The organism is Streptomyces sp. RK9, from assembly GCF_045070545.1.
In the GTDB taxonomy this organism is placed as follows: Bacteria; Actinomycetota; Actinomycetes; order Streptomycetales; family Streptomycetaceae; genus Streptomyces; species Streptomyces alboflavus.
The window spans coordinates 3708782-3725668 of record NZ_CP173703.1; the positions used below are offsets into that span (position 1 = coordinate 3708782).

Genomic DNA, 16887 nt, shown 5'->3' on the forward strand with positions numbered 1-16887 from the left:
GGTCAGTCCTGAGGCGCGGGCGGACGACGACCGGCCTCAGCGCGCGCCCGTGCCCTCGACGAGCCCGAGCACGGGCCGCAGCCCGTCGGGCCGCCGAGCCACCGGCAGATGCTCCACGAAGTGCACCGCGCAGCCCAACGCGGCCGCACCCGCGTCCGCACGCCGGTCGTCGCCCACCATCAGCGTGTCCTCCGGAGCCACACCGAGCCCGGCGCAGGCCTGCGCGAAGATCCGCGCGTCCGGCTTCTGCACGCCGTGCTCGTACGACAGGGCGTACACGTCGACGTACGGGTCCAGGCCGTGCGCCCGGAAGATCGGCCGCAGGTCCCACCCGATGTTGCTGACGACACCCACGCGCACACCCAGCTCCCGCAGCCCCCGCAGGACCTCGCGAGCGTCGTCGTAGGGCCGCCACGCCTCCGGCGTCCGGTGCCGCTCGTACAGCGCGTCGTACAGGGCGGGATCGGGCAGCTCCACGGTGCGGGCGAGGCCCGTGTACGCCGCCCGGTGCAGCTCCGCGCTCTCGTCGCGCCGCGCCCAGAGGTCCGCGAGATGCTCCGGTACGTCGACCGTCGGCGGCGAGCCGCCCGGCAGCGCGCCCACGCGGTTGAGCGCTGTCGCGAGCCGCGCCACCTCGTCCTCCGGCAGCGTCAGCCTGCTCGCGGCCAGCGTTCCGCGCAGCCAGGACGTCGTGGACTCGGCGCGGAACAGCGTCCCGGAGAAGTCGAAGAGCACGCCTTTGATCGCCATGGGAGCGATCCTCCGGGACCCGGCGAACGAGGGTCAAGGGCGCATCGCGCGGCGAGGGGCGAGGTGCCAGGTCAGCGATGTCCGGCGCGGTCCGGACGCTGATCCTCGGGCACGAAACGCTCGTACGCCGCCACCGCCACCGCCACCGTCAAGCCCCCGAGCAGCGTGCCCTCCACGACGTCCGACGTCCAGTGGACGCCGAGCCACACCCGCGTGAACCCCACTCCCACCACGGACACCACGGCGACGACGAGCCCCGTGCGCCACACCAGGGCCCCGGCGCCGTACAGCCGCAGCAGCCACAGCATCAGGAGGCACACCACGGTCGCGGTCATCGCGTGCCCCGACGGGAACGCCGCATAGCGCGCAGAGTCCACCGGGTCCGGCCACTCCGGTCGCTCCCGGTCCAGCGCGGCCTTCATCCCCTGCTGCACCAGCGTCCCCACCAGGGAGGTCGCCGCGAGCCAGCCCGCGAGCCACCACGATCGCCGCGCCACGAGCCACAGCACGACGACGGTGACCAGCGCGCGCATGGTCCAGGGGTCCCACACCCAGTCCGTGAGGATGCGGGCGGTCCGCGTCAGGGTCGAGTGCTCGACGGCCCAGCGGTGGGTGGTCCGCGCGATGTCGTCGTCCAGGGCGAGCAGCGGGTGCCACTCGGCGGCGACGAGAACGAGAAGGAGGACGGACGGGACGGCGAGGAACACGGCGACGCGCGGGGCGCGGGTGGCGCTCCGGGTCGCTCCGGGCGGTGCGGAAGGCATGCGTCGATCCTGGCCGATGGAGGGCGGCGGCACCTAACCGAGGGCGCGCAGCGCCGGGACGAAGGCCACGAGCAGGGGCACGACCGGGACGAGCGCCGCGGCCGCCGTCAGCCGCAGCCGACGCCCCGCCGTGAGCCGGGGGCGGGCCGAGAGCAGCCGGTGCACGCGCTGCGGCACATGGGCCTGCGGGGTCGGGCAGGGCCCGAACACGCCCCGCTCCTCGTTGAGTTCGACCAGGGCGAGGGCGATGGTGAGCCGGCCGAAGCGGCGCGACGCCACGTCGTCGGCGGCCAGTTCCACGAGCCGGTGCATCTCGTCGCGGAACGCGGCGAACACCGGCACCTGCGGGAAGCCCGCGGCCAGCGCGCCCGAGCAGTGCAGCAGCCAGTCGTGCCTGGCCTGTGCGTGGCCCTGCTCGTGGGCGAGCACCGCATCCAGCTGACGGCCCTTCAGGCGGCGCAACGCGGCGGTGGTGATGACCAGTTGGGGTGCGGCGCCGGGCAGCCACCAGGCGTCGGGCCGCTCGCCCTCGAGCACCACGAGCCGGTCGGCGCCGGGCTCCTCGCCGGGCAACAGCGGTGCCCGCACGACGAGTTCGGCGCGGCGCCGGGCGCGTCGGGTGCGGGCCCGGGCGATCTCCCGGGTGAGCATCGCGGCGGTCCACACGCCGCCGCAGGCGAGCACCACGGCCGTCACGGCCGCCCACGGGGTCGGTCCGAGCGCGTACGCCTCCACGACGCCGCGCGGCGCGGGCGCGAACAGCTGCCCGCGCACCGCCTGCCAGGCGGACGCCGCGCTGAACGTCATCGAAAGGGCGCAGCACAGCAGGACACCCGCCACCACGCACTGCCAGACCCACAGCGCGACCACCGGTTCGCGCTCCACCCAGTCGGCCCTGGCGAGCAGTCTGGGGGCGACGACGGCGGTCAGCGCGCCGAGCAGCAACAGCGCGACGGGGACCATCATGGGTCAACCCTATGAGGGCCGCGCCGCGCGGGGGTATGGGCAGCCACCGCAAGTGACGTACGCCACGACGGAATCAGGTGTCCCGGCGCGCGCGGGCCCTCCGCGGCGACGCCCCGAAGCGCCCTTCCACGCCATCGGCACCGGCGTCCTCACGACATCAGGACCAGCATCGCCAGCATCCCCATGCTCATCGCGAGGCGGCACACGAGGACCAGCTCCGGCCGGTCGGCCCAGCCCACGGCGCCGTCCGGAGGCGGCTCCGCGGCGCGGCACACCGCCCGGTCCCCGCCCCCGCCCGGAACCCCCTCGCTCCCGGCGACCGCCGCCCCCACCGGCGCGAGGCGCGCGCCGGAGAGCAGGACGTGGCCCGCGAAGTACAGGAGCAGCGCGCCCGTCACCACCGGCACGCCCGTACCGCCGTGACCGGCGTGGCCGCCCGGTGCCGCCACCATCGCCGCCGCCATGTACACCATCGCCAGCGCCCCCACGACGTGGTGCAGATGGCGCGGTGCGCGCAGCGCGGGCCACGCCATCCACAGACCGGCGGCGGCGAACACCGCCGCGTACCCGAGCCACACGCCGCGCGACGGCTGCACCACCGTGGCGGGCAGGGCCATCACCGCCATGCCGAACCCCATCAGCGCCTCGCCGCCCGCCGTGCGCCGCTGTTCCTCGACGCGGCTGCGCAGCCGCAGCAGGCAGTAGGCGCCGCTCCCCGCGCAGAGCGTCACGAGCAGCCAGCTCGCCGACCCCGGTCCGTGCATCTGGGCACCTCCTCGATCGACGTCACGCCGTCGTCGGGTCGATGCCCGGCCCCGGGTCGGCGTACGGGAGCGCACGGAGGTACGGCGGGAGCACATCGCGGGCGCGGGTCGCCGCCGGGCGCGCTCGTGGGCGCAAGGACGCGCCGGGCGAAGAAGGGGTGTGGTGGGAGGTGGCGCGCGGGTTCTCAGGGGCGGTAGCGCAGCGGGTGGTCCTCCGGGATCTCCACCACCGCGATCCGGGTGCCGTCCGGGTCCGCGGTCCACATCTCGATCAGGCCCCACGGCTCCCGCACCGGCGGCCGCAGGATCTCCACGCCGCGCGCCGACAGCTCCTCGTGGGCGGCCGCCACGTCCGCGACCTGGAGCCACAGCCGCACCGCCGGGGACGCGGGTGCGTCGGAGCGGCCGGACAGTTCGAGGAAGCCGCCGCCGAGGAAGTAGACCGTGCCGCGTCCGGAGCCCGTGCGGAACTCCCGGTACACCGCGAGACCCAGGTCACGGCCGTAGAACGCGCGGGAGCGCTCGAGGTCGGTGGGGGTCAGGAGGATCCTGCTGCTGAGTACGTGCACCATGCCTGTGCACGCTAGTGCCGGGTTACCCTCGGCGGTGCGCGCGGTGGTGCGGGAGTGGCGCCGCCGCCGTACGGAAACCCGCCGCAGCCGGGGCCCGGCACGCGCCGCGGCTCCGGAGATCGGAGACACGCGCCCATGCACACGGCACCGCGCCACAGGACCCACGGCGACCCGACGTTCCGGGACGCCACCACGGACGACGTCGACGCGCTGGTCGCGCTCATCGAGTCGGCGTACCGCGGGGACGACAGCCGGGCCGGGTGGACGACGGAGGCGGACATCCTCCAGGGCCAGCGCACCGACCCCGAGGGTGTCGTCGCGGTCATCGAGAAGCCCGGGAGCAAGCTGCTCGCCGTCGAGGTCGAGGGCCGGGTCGTCGCCTGCTGCCAGCTGGAACACCGGGGCGAGCACGCCTACTTCGGGATGTTCGCGGTCAGCCCGGCGCTCCAGGGCGCGGGCCTCGGCAAGGTGATCATGGCGGAGGCGGAGCGGGTGGCGCGCGAGGCGTGGGGGGCGCGCGAGATGCACATGACCGTGATCTCCGTGCGCGACGAACTCATCGCCTGGTACGAGCGGCGCGGCTACCGCCGTACGGGAGAGATGAGCCCCTTCCCGTACGGCGACGAGCGCTTCGGCATCCCGCAGCGCGACGACCTGCAGTTCGAGCTGTTGGTGAAGGAGATCGGCTGAGCGGTGCCCCGGGGCGCCGGGCGGTGCGCGCGGGCCGTCAGGCGGTGAAGCGGCCCGTGCGTTTGATCTCCGGGTAGTCCGTGGTCGCGCCGTCCAGTTGCAGCGCGCGCACCAGGCGCAGATCGTCCTGGGTGTTCACGACCCAGCCGATGATCCGCAGGTCGGCCTTGCGCGCGTGCTCGACGATCTCCAGTGTCAGGCGCCGGATGTTCAGCACGAGACTGGTGGCGCCCACCGCGGTGGCGCGCTCCACGACGTCCGTGCCGTAGCGGCTGGCCACGAGCGCGGTCCGGACGCCGGGGACGAGCCGGGCGATCTCGGCGATGGCCTCGTCGTGGAAGGAGAGCACCTCCACCCGGCCGGTCAGATCGCGCGCGTGCATGACGTCGGCGAGCGCGCGGGCCGCCGCGACATCCTTGATCTCGGCCTGCAGCGGCGCCTTCACGGCGTCCAGGACCTCTTCGAAGACGGGGATCCGCTCGCCCTTGCCCGCGTCCAGGTCGCGCAGCTCGGCCAGGGTCTTGTCGGCGATGGCGCCCCGGCCGTCGGTGGTGCGGCCCACGTCCGCGTCGTGCATGACGACGAGGGCGCCGTCCTTGCTGAGGTGCAGGTCGAGTTCGATGATGTCGAGGCCCGCGGCTTGGGCGGCGACGAACGAACGCAGGGTGTTCTCGGGTTCGACCCCCATGACACCGCGATGACCGATGGTGAGGAAGTTCAAGGTTCACTCGCTTCCGTCGACGGCGGCTCGGCTCCGCGCGGCTCGGCGGCTCATGACCACGCGGCAAGGCGCAGCCTAATGGCCCGCCTCCGCGATGGGACCGTCCCTGCGGGACGGAGTGGAGTCGTCCGGTCTGGTTCCTACGATGCCCAGGATGAGTCCGGTGATGAGGGCGGCGACAAGGACGGCGCGGGTGCTCAAGGGTTCGCGGCCTCTCTCGGTGGAGTCGGCTGACCCGGCCCGTCCTACCGCCGCGGAGCCCTTGATCGCGAGTGGTCTCACCCGTGGGTGGGCGCGTCGTCCGGGCGTTGACCAGGACGCTCGCCGGGCGCCTCCGGGAGCGCTTCGAGATCGGTGAGCAGTGCCTCGGCCAGCTCCAGTTCGCCCTCCAGATGGCGGGCGCTCCAGCGCAGCGCGATCTGCGGGTGGGCCCAGCCCTCGACGCCCTGGGCGTGCGCCAGGGCGCCCTGGACCTGCGTCAGCTCGTCCCGGGTGTGCGCGATGTGCTCGCCCACCATGGCCCGCAGCCGGTCCTGCTCGGTGAGGTGGCCGAGCCAGACCCGCAGCAGCAGCGGATGCTTGAGCACCGGCGGCCCGGCGTCCTGCCCGCCCGCGGCCCAGCCCGCGAGCGCCTCCCGGCCCGCGTCCGTGATGGTGTACGCCCGCCTCGCCCGCGGCTCCTCCGGGCCGGAGCGGCGCGAGGAGGCGTACCCCAGGCCCTCCAGGCGGCGCAGCTCGGCGTAGATCTGGCTGATCGCCGGGGACCAGTAGAAGAACCGCAGTGAGGAGTCGGCCCACTTCTTCAGCTCGTAGCCGGTCCGCTCGCCCGGGAAGGACAGCAGCCCGAGCACGGCCCACGCCGTCGGCGGCAGCGGGGCGGGCGGGGGCGACGGGGCCGGGAGCGGGGCTGCCATGAGCCGCATTGAAGTGAACGGGCCGGTGTGCGCGCAAGGGTCCGCCCGCGGGCCTCCGGGTTCGGCGTGTGCGCGGGCCGCCGGGCCGGGTGTCCGGGGCTCAGGCCGCGCGCGGGGCCGCCGCGTGCTCGGCGAGCGCCTTCGTCCGCGCCTCCGCCTTGGCGTCGACGGCGTACTGGTCCACGTACTCCTGGCCGGAGAGCACCAGGATCGCGTACATGATCTCGTCCGTGACGGCCCGCAGCGCGGCTCGCTGGTCCTGCAGGCCCGCGTAGCGCGAGAAGTCCAGGGGCTCGCCGAAGCGCAGCGTGAGGGGCACGAGGCTCGGCACCCTGCGTCCCGCGGGCTGCGCCTCGAACGTGCCGATGATCGCGCAGGGGACCACGGGCGCGCCCGAGCGGAGCGCCATCGCCGCCACCCCCACCCGGCCCTTGTACAGACGACCGTCGTGCGAACGTGTCCCCTCCGGGAAGATCCCGAGCAGTCCGCCCCCGCGCAGCACCGCGAGCCCCGACTCGACCCCGGCCCTTCCTGCCCCGTTCCCGGACCGGTCCACCGGGATCGCCCCGATGCCCCGGAAGAACGCGGCGGCCAGGCGGCCCTTGAGCCCCTTGCCGGTGAAGTACTCCATCTTCGCGAGGAAGTTGATGCGCCGCCGCAGCGTCACCCCCAGCAGGAACTGGTCGCAGAACGACTGGTGGTTGCCCGCGACGATCGCCCCGCCCGCGGCGGGCACGTGGTCGAGCCCCTCGATCCGCGGCCGGAACAGCCACCGCAGCAGCGGCACCAGTACGACGCACTTGAAGAAGCGGTAGAACATGCCTGTGAGACCTCCTCCTTGGCTGCCCCCGCGCCGGGGAACGCTAGTGGTCTCAAGGGGTTTGAGGGAGAACGCGTAATCAGCCAGGGATGGCGTCTCATGTGAGCTATGTCTGGCGTGAGTTGACCTGTCGCCGCCCCGTCGCACCGCCCTTGCCGTGCCCCTTGCCTCTTCAAGATCTGACGACTAGTCATATGACTGTTTGAAACATGCGAGCGTCCCGGAGGCCGACTCCCTGGAGGCACCGTGCAGTTCTCCGTCATCTTCGAAGCGCAACTCGCCGATCCGACCGTGGACCGCGAGCACCGCCTCATCCACGACTGCGTCGAACAGGCCGTCCTGGCCGAGGAGATGGGGTTCGACCGCGTCTGGGCGGTCGAGCACCACTCCCTGAAGTGGTACGCGCACATGTCCGCGCCGGAGGTCTTCCTGACCTGGGTGGCCGCCCGCACCCGCACCATCCGTGTCGGGCACGGCGTCGTCTGCATGCCGTTCAACTTCAACCATCCTGCGCGCGTGGCCGAGCGGGCCGCCATGCTCGACCTGCTCTCCGGCGGCCGGCTCGACCTGGGCGCGGGCCGCGGCGGCACGGCCCAGGAGACATCGCTCTGCGGGGTCGACCCGGACCGCACGGCCGAGGAGGTCGAGGAGGCGCTGCGCGTCGTCGCCAGGGCCTGGGAGCACGACGAGTTGGAACACCACGGCCCGCTGCTCGACATCGGGCCGCACCCGGTCCTGCCGCGCCCCGCGCAGACCCCGCACCCGCCGCTGTTCCTCGCGTGCAGCAGGGCCGAGACCCTGGAGCGGGCGGCCGGGCTCGGCGTCGGCGCGCTGGTGATGGGCTTCGCGGGGCCCGAGTCGATCGCCGGGATGCGGCGCGTGTACGACGACGCCATCGCGGCACGTACGCCCGAGGGGTTCGTGTCGAGCGTCGTCAACGACCACTTCGCCGTGCTCTGCCCGACCATCGTGCTCGACGACGGCACGGCCGCCCGGCGCGTGGGCCTGCGCGGCCAGCGGTTCTTCGCGCAGTCCATCGCGCACTGGTACGGCGGCGCGGGGCTGCCCGACGAGGCGGTGGTCGACGGCACCGACGAGGCGGCCGCACTGCGCACCGCGGGTGAGCAGGTCGTGGCGCGCCTGAACGAGCAGGACATCCCCGTCCGCCCGTCCGCCACCGCCGTGTTCCACGCCGACCACGCCTACGGCACCGCGGCCGACGCCATCGCCTACGTCGAGCGGCTGCGGGCGGCCGGGGCGGACGAGGTGATGTGCCTGGTCCAGATGGGCACGGTGCCGCAGGAGGCGTGCCTGGAGACGCTGCGGCAGTGGGGCGAGACGGTGATCCCGCACTTTCGTCCGCGACGTCGGGAGGTGGCGTGAGATGGGTGCGGGAAGGCGGTCCGGGGCGGAGGGGGGAAGGCGGTCCGAGGGGGATGCGGGAAGGCAGTCCGAGGGGGATGCGGGAAGGCGGTCCGGGGTGGATGCGGGGAAGCCCCCTGTGGGGGACGCGGGAGGTCGGGCCGGGGCGGACGCGGGTGAGCGGCCCGACGCGGCTTCCGGTGTGCCGGGTGCCGGTTCGCCGAGCGGCGGCTGCGTGCCCGCCGTGACCCCTGTCGAGCCGCCCGCGCCCGACCCCGTCCCCCTCGCCGCCGACGCCCGCCCCCTCGTCGCCGCGCTCACCGCCTTCTTCCCCGACATCGGCGGTGCCGTCACCGACGCCGCCGAGGCGCGCCGCATCCTGGCCGCCGCGCCCGCGTCGCCGTTCCCGCCGCCCGAGGTCGGCTCGGTGTCCGACCGGTCCGTGCCGGGGCCGTCCGGGGCGCCGGACCTGCGCGTGCGGTGCTATCTGCCCGAGGCCGCGCCCGCGCGGGCAGCGGTGGAACCCGCGCCCCGCCCCACCGTCGTCTTCTTCCACGGCGGCGGCTGGTCCCTGTGCGGCGTGGACACCCACGACGCGACCGCGCGCGGCCTGTGCCGTGCCGCGCGGGCCGCCGTGGTCTCCGTGGACTACCGCCTCGCCCCGGAGGACCCGTTCCCCGCGGCCGTCGACGACGCGTACGCAGCCGTCCTGTGGGCGCACGCGCACCGCGCCGAACTCGGCGGCGAGGACGGCCCGTTGGTGCTCGCGGGCGACAGCGCGGGCGGGAACCTCGCGGCCGTGGCCGCGCTCACGGCCCGCGACCACGACGGCCCGCGAGCGGCGCTCCAGGTCCTCGTCTATCCGGCGGTGGACGGCCGTGACCGCCCCGCCGGCCGAGCGGACGCCGACCCCGGCACCAGCTTCCTCACCCCCGCCCACGGCCGCTGGTTCCGCGAGCAGTACCTGGGGGCGTACCTGCGCGCGGGCGGCGACCCGGCGGACCCGCGCGTCTCGCCGCTCCTGGCCGCCGACCTCTCCGGCCTGCCGCCCGCCGTCGTCGTCACCGCGGGCCACGACCCCCTGTGCGCGCAGGGCAGGGCCTACGCGACGCGGCTGAGAGACGCCGGGGTCCCCGTCGTCGAGCGCCACTTTCCGGCCATGTTCCACGGGTTCTTCGGCTTCCCGGAGCTCCTCGCGGACGCCCGCGCCGCACAGGAAACAGTGAGAGAAGCGATCGTCTCGACGCTGGACGGCAGGAAAAACAGCGGCCTTGGTGGGGGTGGGGCAGGATAATTTCCCGGATCCCCTCTTGAAACGGAGAACCCCGCACACATACGGTGTCCATACGCGAGGTTCTCCCGTGGAGGATGGGTTATGACGGAAATTCTTGTGCACACGGCGGTGGAGGGTGGCGACGCCATCCGGGACGGACGAGTGGTGGATCACCCGGCCTGGCCGGAACTCAAGAGCGCCGTCGAGGAGATCAGGCCCTGGCAGTCCAAGGACGGGTCCATCGACTTCGAGCGCGAGGGCGCCCCGACCCGGGTCGACGCGGAGGCGGCGGTCGACCGCGTCATATCCGGCGTCGAGGCGCTCGCCCCGCTGCTCCCGCACGACGAGGCGTATCACCGGGCGCTGGTGAGCGACCTGCGCGGCTGGGTCGACGCGGGCTTCGTGGTGCCGGACTTCCTGGACTCGCTGCTCGCCTTCCACCCCGCGGCCCACCGCGAGGACGGCCTGCAGCACCTTGTGGTCTTCCCCATGTACACGCAGAACGGCAACCCCGACCGCAACTTCGAAGCGGTCGTCCTGCGCATGGTCTGGCCCGAGTGGCTCGCCGAGCTCGAGCGCACGCGCTACGACAACCCGCTGTTCTGCGGCATCACCTTCGAGGACTTCACTCCCGGGTACGACACGAACTCGGCCGTCCTCTTCCCCGAGACGATCGCCGTGCGCGAGGCACCCGAGCGCTTCACCTGGGGCGGCATCTTCTGCGACCGCGAGGCGGCCCGCTTCCGCCGCGTCACCGAGGCCACCGTGGACATCCTCGGCATCGAGCTGCCCGCCGACGTCCGCGCGATGCTCGACGACCAGGACCGGTGCCAGGAGGCCTTCGTCCTGTGGGACATGGTCCACGACCGCACGCACAGCCACGGCGACCTGCCGTTCGACCCCTTCATGATCAAGCAGCGGCAGCCCTTCTGGATGTACGGCCTCGAGGAGCTGCGGTGCGACCTCACGGCCTTCAAGGAGGCCGTGAAGCTCGAGGCCGACGGCGTGTCCCAGGCCCGCGACGTGCAGTACGCGGTGCTTTTCGACCGGATGTTCCGCTTCCCGGTCACCGGCGAGCGCGTGCGCAACTACGACGGCCTCGGCGGCCAGCTGCTCTTCGCCTACCTGCACAAGCACGACGTGGTCCGCTGGACCGACAACAAGCTGAAGATCGACTGGGAGCGCGCGCCCCAGGTCACCAACCAGCTCTGCGCGGAGATCGAGAAGCTGTACCGGGACGGCATCGACCGCCCCAAGCTCGTCCACTGGCTCGCCGGGTACACCCTGGTCTCGACCTATCTCTCCCCGCACCCGGGCTCGCGCTGGGCCAAGGGTCCCGACGCCCTGGACACCTCGCTGCCGCCGCGGAAACTGGTCGACGAGGTGCTTCCTGACGAGTTTCCGCTCAGCATGTTCTATGAGGCGCTCTCCAAGAAGCTCAAGGCAGTGATCGCCTCCACCCAGGGGATCACCGCGGGCTCGGGAGCCGGGAAGGTCGCCGCGTGAGCGACCGCATCAAGGAGGCGAGGACCATGTCCGCACTCGACGGAGCCGTAGTCGCGGTAGCCGGGGCCGCGGGTCCCGCGGGCCGGGCCACACTGCTCAGGCTCGCTGAGGCCGGGGCCACGGTCGTCGCCTCCGACGCCGACGCGGCCCGCCTCGCGGAGGCCGTGGACGCCGCGCGGTACGCCCACGGCGGCGCCACGGTCACGGGCGACACCGTCGACCTGCTCGACCTGGAGGCGGCCCGCGCCTGGGCCGACCGCACCGAGAAGGAGTTCGGCCGCATCGACGGCCTGGTCCACCTCGTCGGCGGCTGGCGCGGCAGCGCCTCCTTCGCCGAGACCGACCTCGGCGACTGGGACGTCCTCGAGGACCTCCTGATCCGCACCGTCCAGCACACCTCGCTCGCGTTCCAGGACGGCCTGCAGCGCAGCGGCAACGGCCGCTATCTGCTGATCAGCGCCGCGGGCGCCTCGAAGCCGACGGCGGGCAACGCGGCGTACGCGTCCGCCAAGGCCGCCGCCGAGGCCTGGACGCTCGCGCTCGGCGACGCCTTCCGCAAGGCCGGGGGCGAGGAGGGGCCGCGCGCGGCGGCTGCCATCCTGGTGGTCAAGGCGCTGGTGCACGACGCGATGCGGGCGGAGCGGCCGAGCGCGAAGTTCGCGGGCTTCACCGACGTGAAGGAGCTGGCCGAGGCCATCGCCGGAGTCTGGGAGCGGCCCGCCGAGGAAGTGAACGGAAACCGTCTGTGGCTGACCGAGAAGCCGTGAACCCACCCAAGACCGACGCGCGCCGGCACCACGACCCGGACGTCCGCGGCTTCGCGAGCGACAACTACGCCGGCACGCACCCGGAGGTGCTCGCGGCCCTGGCCCTGGCCAACGGCGGCCATCAGATCGCCTATGGCGAGGACCAGTACACAGAAGCCCTCCAGCAGGTGATCCGCAGCCACTTCGGGGCGAGCGCGGAAGCCTTCCCGGTCTTCAACGGCACCGGCGCGAACGTCGTCGCTCTCCAGGCGCTCACCGACCGCTGGGGCGCGGTGATCTGCGCCGAGAGCGCGCACATCAACGTCGACGAGGGTGGCGCCCCCGAGAAGGTCGCGGGCATCAAGCTGCTCACCGTGCCGACGCCCGACGGCAAGCTCACCCCTGAGCTGATCGACCGTCAGGCCTTCGGCTGGGAGGACGAGCACCGCGCGATGCCGCAGGTCGTCTCGCTCGCCCAGAACACCGAACTGGGCACCGTCTACACCCCGGACGAGATCCGTGCCATCGTCGAGCACGCCCACGGCCTCGGCATGCGGGTGCACCTCGACGGCGCGCGGATAGCCAACGCCGCCGCGTCCCTGAACGTCCCGATGCGGACGTTCACGAACGCGGTCGGCATCGACATCCTCTCGTTCGGCGGCACCAAGAACGGCGCGCTGTTCGGCGAGGCCGTGGTCGTCCTGAACCAGGACGCCGTGCGGCACATGAAGCACCTGCGCAAGCTGTCCATGCAGCTCGCCTCCAAGATGCGGTTCGTCTCCGTGCAGTTGGAGGCGCTGCTCGCCAAGGACCTGTGGCTGCGCAACGCCCGGCACGCCAACGAGATGGCCCAGCGCCTGGCCGAGGGCGTCCGCGCGGTGCACGGCGTGGAGATCCTCTATCCCGTCCAGGCCAACGCCGTCTTCGCGCGCCTGCCGCACGACGTCAGCGAGCGCCTGCAGAAGCGCTTCCGGTTCTACTTCTGGGACGAGGCCGCAGGCGACGTCCGCTGGATGTGCTCCTTCGACACCACCGAGGACGACGTGGACGCCTTCGTGGCGGCGCTGAAGGAAGAAATGGCGCGCTAGCCGACCGTCCGATTCCGGCAGGGCGCATAAGTATGCGGTCGATCGAAAAGTCATTGACTGACGATCGGCCGCTTTCTTATGCTCGCTCGCCATGCAGCTGATCCAGCAGACCCCGGACCTCTCGGCCTATCTCGCGGCGGACGAGGCCATCGACCATACGCATCCCCTGGTGCGCGAGACGGCGGCCCGGCTCGCCAAGAACGTGGCCGACTCCTACGCGTACGCCTGCGCCGCCTACGAGTTCGTGCGGGACGCCGTCCCGCACTCCGCGGACTCCGGCGACCCGCGCGTCACCTGGCGCGCCTCCGACGTCCTGGAACAGAAGACCGGCATCTGCCACGCCAAGGCCCACGCCCTTGCCGCGCTCCTTCGCGCCGAGGACATCCCGACCGCGCTGTGCTACCAGCGCCTCCTGCACGACGACGGCAGCGGCTTCGTCGTCCACGGACTCGTCGCCGTGCGCCTCGACGGCGCCTGGCACCGGCAGGACCCCCGCGGCAACAAGCCGGGCGTGGACGCCCAGTTCAGCCTCGACGGCGAACGACTCGCCTGGATCCCGGACGCCGCGGCAGGCGAGGTCGACTACCCCGAACTCCACGCCTCCCCGCACCCGTCGGTGCTCGCCAGCCTGCAACAGGCCACCGACCGGCCGCACCTGTGGGACACGCTGCCGACGGAGCTCCCGGTCGCCCGGTGAGCGTGCGGGGTCATTCATCGGAGGACAGGTCGCGTACGTGAAGCCAAGGCTCCTTCAAGTCCCTGGTGCGGCACCTAAGGTGGAGATTCATCCGACCTATTCCTGTCGGATTCCTTGACGCGTACCCGTCCCGAGGTCGATGCTGCGTGCCGTCCGAGTCGTCGCGACGTCGCGTCGTCGTGTTGGCGCGCTGTCACGCAGTCCTCCGTCGGAAGGCCTCGCCATGTCCCCCATCTCGCGGCGCGCGTTCGTCGCAGGCACCTCCGGAGCGTTAGTGGCGGCCGGGTCACCTGTCGCCTGGGGCAGAGCCCCGGCCGCCGCACCGGACGACGTGCACGGCACGCTCCTTCGCGACGCCGCGATGGTGTGGAGACGCCTGCCCGGCGGCTGGCAGGAGGGCCCGTTCCTCGGCAACGGGTTCCTCGCCGCCCATCTGTACGTCAAGCCCGGCGAGGGCAACGTCCTGCGCACCATGATCAACCACTCGTACGTACAGGACCAGCGCGGCCAGTGGGAGGCCGCGATCGGCTACTCCCGGCTCGGCGTCGGCTTCCTCACGCTGACCCTCGCGGGCACGATCACCGCCGTCGACTGGCGGCTCGACCTCGACAACGCCGAACTGACCGGCACCCTCACCACGGCCCGCGGCAGCGTGCGTTTCACCGCCCTGATCCTCAGTCAGGAAGACGTCCTCCTCGTGTCGTTGGAGCCGAGCGCGGGCGAGGAGGCAGCCACCTGGGGCTTCACCGCGCTGCCCTCGCACACCACCCGCACCACCCGCGTCCCACCCGACTACACCGCGAACCCCGACCCGACGACCGCCCCCGGCGTCGTCGAACAGCCCCTGCGCGCGGGCGGCGGCTACACCACAGCCTGGCGCGAGGCGCGCTCCGGCACGAAAAGGCTCCTCGCGGCCACGATCGCCTACGGCCACCCCAGCTCGACCGGCCGCACGGAGGCCGAACGCACCGTGGCGCGCGCCCTCGACGGCCCGCCCGACGCGGCCGTCGCCCGGCACCGGGACTGGTGGCACGCCTTCTACCGGCGCAGCTTCGTGTCGGTACCCGACAAGAAGGTGCAGCGCTTCTACTGGATCCAGCTCTACAAGCTGGCCTGCGCCACCCGCAGCCACGGGCCCGTCACGCCCGTCTTCGGGCCCTGGTTCCCCGAGACCGGCAACAACTGGACCAGCATCTGGTGGAACACCAACGTCCAGGTGACATATCCGATCGCCAACGGCTCCAACCACCGGGAACTCGACGCCGTCACGCCGACGTTCGCGAAGTACCACGAGAACCTGGAGTCCAACATCTGGCCGCGGCTGCGCGACGGCGAGACCTACGCCCTGTGCCACCCCGGCGACTGGAAGCTGCGCTCGGGCCCGCGCTACGTCGGCATCCCCGGCGAGAGCCCCAACGACCACACCGGCAACCTCACCTGGGCCCTGCACAACGCCTGGGTCACCTACCGCCACCACATGGACGACGACGTCCTGCGGCACGTCATCCGCCCGGTCCTCACCCGGGCCGTCCACTACTACGCCCGCCACCTCACCGAGGGCTCCGACGGCCGGCTCCACCTGCCCGAGACCCGCTCCCCGGAGTACGCCAACGCCTCCGACTGCACCTACGACCTCTCGCTGCTGCGCTGGGGCGTGACCACGCTCCTCGACTCCGCGCGCAGGCTGCGCCTGCGCGATCCGCACGAGAAGCGGTGGCGCGACATCCGCGACCGGCTCGTCCCGTACCACGAGAACGAGAACGGCGTGATGATCGGCGACGGCGTCCCGCTCGCCGAGTCCCACCGCCACTACTCGCACCTGCTGTGGCTCTATCCGCTCCAGGAGAAACTGGACCGGCGCACCTTCGACCACTGGACCAGTCGCCAGGACCGCTGGCACGGCTACAGCTACGCGGCCGCATCCTCCATGGAGACGCTCTTCGGCAAGCCCGAGGAGGCCCTCGCCCACCTGCGGTTCTTCCTGGACGGCAATGTCACCGACAAGTGCGCGATGACCCCCAACACGATGTACCGCGAGGGCTCCAACTTCGCCTTGGAGAGCCCGATCAGCGCCGGACAGTCCCTGCTCGACATGCTGACGCAGAGCCACGGGGGAGTGGTGAAGATCTTCCCCGCCGTGTCCCGCACCTGGGCGGACGCCAGCCTGCAACGGGTGCGTGCACAGGGCGCGTTCCTCGTCGACGCCTCGCGGCGCGGCGGGCGCACCGAGTGGATCAGGGTGGAGAGCGAGGCCGGGGAGCCGCTGCGGCTGCGGCACGGCATCGCCGGTGCGATCGACGTGCGTGACGAGCGCGGGCGGCCGCTGCCGTACACGGGCCGGGACGTCATCGGTGTGCCGCTGCGGCGAGGGCAGTCCGCGGTGATCACGCCCAACGGGGCCAGGCCGCCGTCGCTGCGCCCGCGTGATGTGCGGGCGAACGGGACGGAGCCCGCCTGGGGCCTGCCGTAGGTGCGGGAAACAACGGAAGTCCATCATGATGCACTCGGTGGTGCCCTATGCTGTACTTCCGTCGATTCCCGCGAACCAAGGCAGACGCAGACCATGACGCTCACCCTCACCGTGTCCGACGAGGTGCGCACGCTCGCGCCCGGCTTCACCCACGTCACCATCGAGGCGTACGACCTCGTCAACGGTCCCAGTACCGACGCCACCTCGGCCCTGCTCGACGACGCGGCCCGCCGTCTCGCCGCGCGCCTGGACGGCCGCGCCCCGCACGAGGATCCGCACATGGTGGCCTGGCGCGCCGCGTACACGGCCTTCGGCGCCAAGCCCTCGCGCACCCGCAACTCCGCGGAGGCGCTGGCCAAGCGGGCGCTCGCGGACGGCGGGCTGCCCCGGATCAACGCGCTCGTCGACGTCTACAACGCGATCAGCGTGGCCCATCTGATCCCGGTCGGCGGCGAGGACCTGGACCACATCAAGGGCGGCATGCGGCTGGTGCGGGCGGCCGGGGACGAGGACTTCGTCACCATGGCGGGGGGTGAGCGCGCCGTCGAGCACCCGGAGCCGGGCGAGGTCGTCTGGCGCGACGACGAGGGCGTCACGTGCCGTCGCTGGAACTGGCGGCAGGGCCCGCGCACCCGCCTCACCGAGGCGAGCGTGAACGCGATCTTCCTGCTGGAGGGCATGGGCCCGGACGCGGGCCTGGCGGCGGCGGGCGCCGAACTCGCCGAGCTCCTGGAGAAGGTCAGCCCGGGGGCCCGCGTCACCGTCCACGAGCCGGTGGGCTAGT

At 72.7% G+C, this 16887-nt stretch carries 17 protein-coding genes; 9 read left to right on the forward strand and 8 right to left on the reverse strand.

Going from position 1 to position 16887, the window contains the following annotated elements:
• Positions 1-36 precede the first annotated feature (36 nt).
• The 5 genes from AB6L24_RS15240 to AB6L24_RS15260 all read right to left on the reverse strand — a co-directional run bounded on the left by AB6L24_RS15240 (position 37) and on the right by AB6L24_RS15260 (position 3816).
• Positions 37-750, reverse strand: a complete 714-nt coding sequence (locus AB6L24_RS15240; protein WP_405655751.1) for an HAD family hydrolase — start codon at positions 748-750, stop codon at positions 37-39.
• 71 nt (positions 751-821) lie between these two features.
• A complete protein-coding gene (locus AB6L24_RS15245; protein ID WP_405655752.1) occupies positions 822-1514 on the reverse strand; it encodes a phosphatase PAP2 family protein in 693 nt (230 codons plus the stop codon).
• 33 nt (positions 1515-1547) lie between these two features.
• Entirely contained in the window at positions 1548-2480 is a 933-nt protein-coding gene (locus tag AB6L24_RS15250; RefSeq protein ID WP_405655753.1) for a M56 family metallopeptidase, read from the reverse strand.
• A 149-nt stretch (positions 2481-2629) separates the two neighbouring features.
• The gene (locus tag AB6L24_RS15255) at positions 2630-3244 is read right to left on the reverse strand and encodes a DUF5134 domain-containing protein (protein WP_405655755.1); all 615 of its coding nucleotides are present in this window, start codon (positions 3242-3244) and stop codon (positions 2630-2632) included.
• A gap of 185 nt (positions 3245-3429) precedes the next feature.
• The gene (locus AB6L24_RS15260) at positions 3430-3816 is read right to left on the reverse strand and encodes a VOC family protein (protein WP_405655756.1); all 387 of its coding nucleotides are present in this window, start codon (positions 3814-3816) and stop codon (positions 3430-3432) included.
• A gap of 135 nt (positions 3817-3951) precedes the next feature.
• Here AB6L24_RS15260 and AB6L24_RS15265 point away from each other — a divergent pair, with 135 nt between their 5' ends.
• Positions 3952-4506, forward strand: a complete 555-nt coding sequence (locus AB6L24_RS15265; protein ID WP_405655758.1) for a GNAT family N-acetyltransferase — start codon at positions 3952-3954, stop codon at positions 4504-4506.
• A gap of 37 nt (positions 4507-4543) precedes the next feature.
• Here the strand turns inward: AB6L24_RS15265 and AB6L24_RS15270 are convergent, their stop codons facing one another.
• The 3 genes from AB6L24_RS15270 to AB6L24_RS15280 all read right to left on the reverse strand — a co-directional run bounded on the left by AB6L24_RS15270 (position 4544) and on the right by AB6L24_RS15280 (position 6961).
• The gene (locus tag AB6L24_RS15270; protein ID WP_030358164.1) at positions 4544-5227 is read right to left on the reverse strand and encodes a glycerophosphodiester phosphodiesterase family protein; all 684 of its coding nucleotides are present in this window, start codon (positions 5225-5227) and stop codon (positions 4544-4546) included.
• Between the two features lie 278 nt (positions 5228-5505).
• Entirely contained in the window at positions 5506-6141 is a 636-nt protein-coding gene (locus AB6L24_RS15275) for a PadR family transcriptional regulator (RefSeq protein ID WP_405655759.1), read from the reverse strand.
• A 100-nt stretch (positions 6142-6241) separates the two neighbouring features.
• Positions 6242-6961, reverse strand: a complete 720-nt coding sequence (locus tag AB6L24_RS15280) for a lysophospholipid acyltransferase family protein (RefSeq protein WP_405655761.1) — start codon at positions 6959-6961, stop codon at positions 6242-6244.
• Between the two features lie 246 nt (positions 6962-7207).
• Between AB6L24_RS15280 and AB6L24_RS15285 the strand changes: the two genes are divergently transcribed.
• From AB6L24_RS15285 to AB6L24_RS15320, 8 genes are all read left to right on the forward strand, one after another.
• Complete coding sequence (locus tag AB6L24_RS15285; RefSeq protein WP_405655762.1) at positions 7208-8344, forward strand: LLM class flavin-dependent oxidoreductase; 1137 nt, start codon at positions 7208-7210, stop codon at positions 8342-8344.
• Positions 8345-8567: 223 nt separating this feature from the next.
• Positions 8568-9617, forward strand: a complete 1050-nt coding sequence (locus tag AB6L24_RS15290) for an alpha/beta hydrolase (RefSeq protein WP_405655763.1) — start codon at positions 8568-8570, stop codon at positions 9615-9617.
• An 81-nt stretch (positions 9618-9698) separates the two neighbouring features.
• A complete protein-coding gene (locus AB6L24_RS15295) occupies positions 9699-11102 on the forward strand; it encodes a DUF6421 family protein (RefSeq protein ID WP_405655765.1) in 1404 nt (467 codons plus the stop codon).
• Positions 11103-11128: 26 nt separating this feature from the next.
• Complete coding sequence (locus AB6L24_RS15300) at positions 11129-11869, forward strand: SDR family NAD(P)-dependent oxidoreductase (protein WP_405657169.1); 741 nt, start codon at positions 11129-11131, stop codon at positions 11867-11869.
• Positions 11866-12936: a threonine aldolase family protein gene (locus AB6L24_RS15305; RefSeq protein ID WP_405655766.1), complete on the forward strand. Its 1071-nt coding sequence runs from the start codon at positions 11866-11868 to the stop codon at positions 12934-12936. Before AB6L24_RS15300 ends, AB6L24_RS15305 begins: the two co-directional genes overlap by 4 nt.
• Positions 12937-13027: 91 nt before the next feature.
• Positions 13028-13633: a transglutaminase domain-containing protein gene (locus AB6L24_RS15310; RefSeq protein ID WP_405655768.1), complete on the forward strand. Its 606-nt coding sequence runs from the start codon at positions 13028-13030 to the stop codon at positions 13631-13633.
• A 223-nt stretch (positions 13634-13856) separates the two neighbouring features.
• Positions 13857-16103, forward strand: coding sequence for a glycosyl hydrolase family 95 catalytic domain-containing protein (locus AB6L24_RS15315; protein ID WP_405655769.1), 2247 nt, complete (start codon positions 13857-13859; stop codon positions 16101-16103).
• 93 nt (positions 16104-16196) lie between these two features.
• Positions 16197-16886: a B3/4 domain-containing protein gene (locus tag AB6L24_RS15320; RefSeq protein WP_030358154.1), complete on the forward strand. Its 690-nt coding sequence runs from the start codon at positions 16197-16199 to the stop codon at positions 16884-16886.
• The last annotated feature ends 1 nt before the right edge of the window (position 16887 follow it).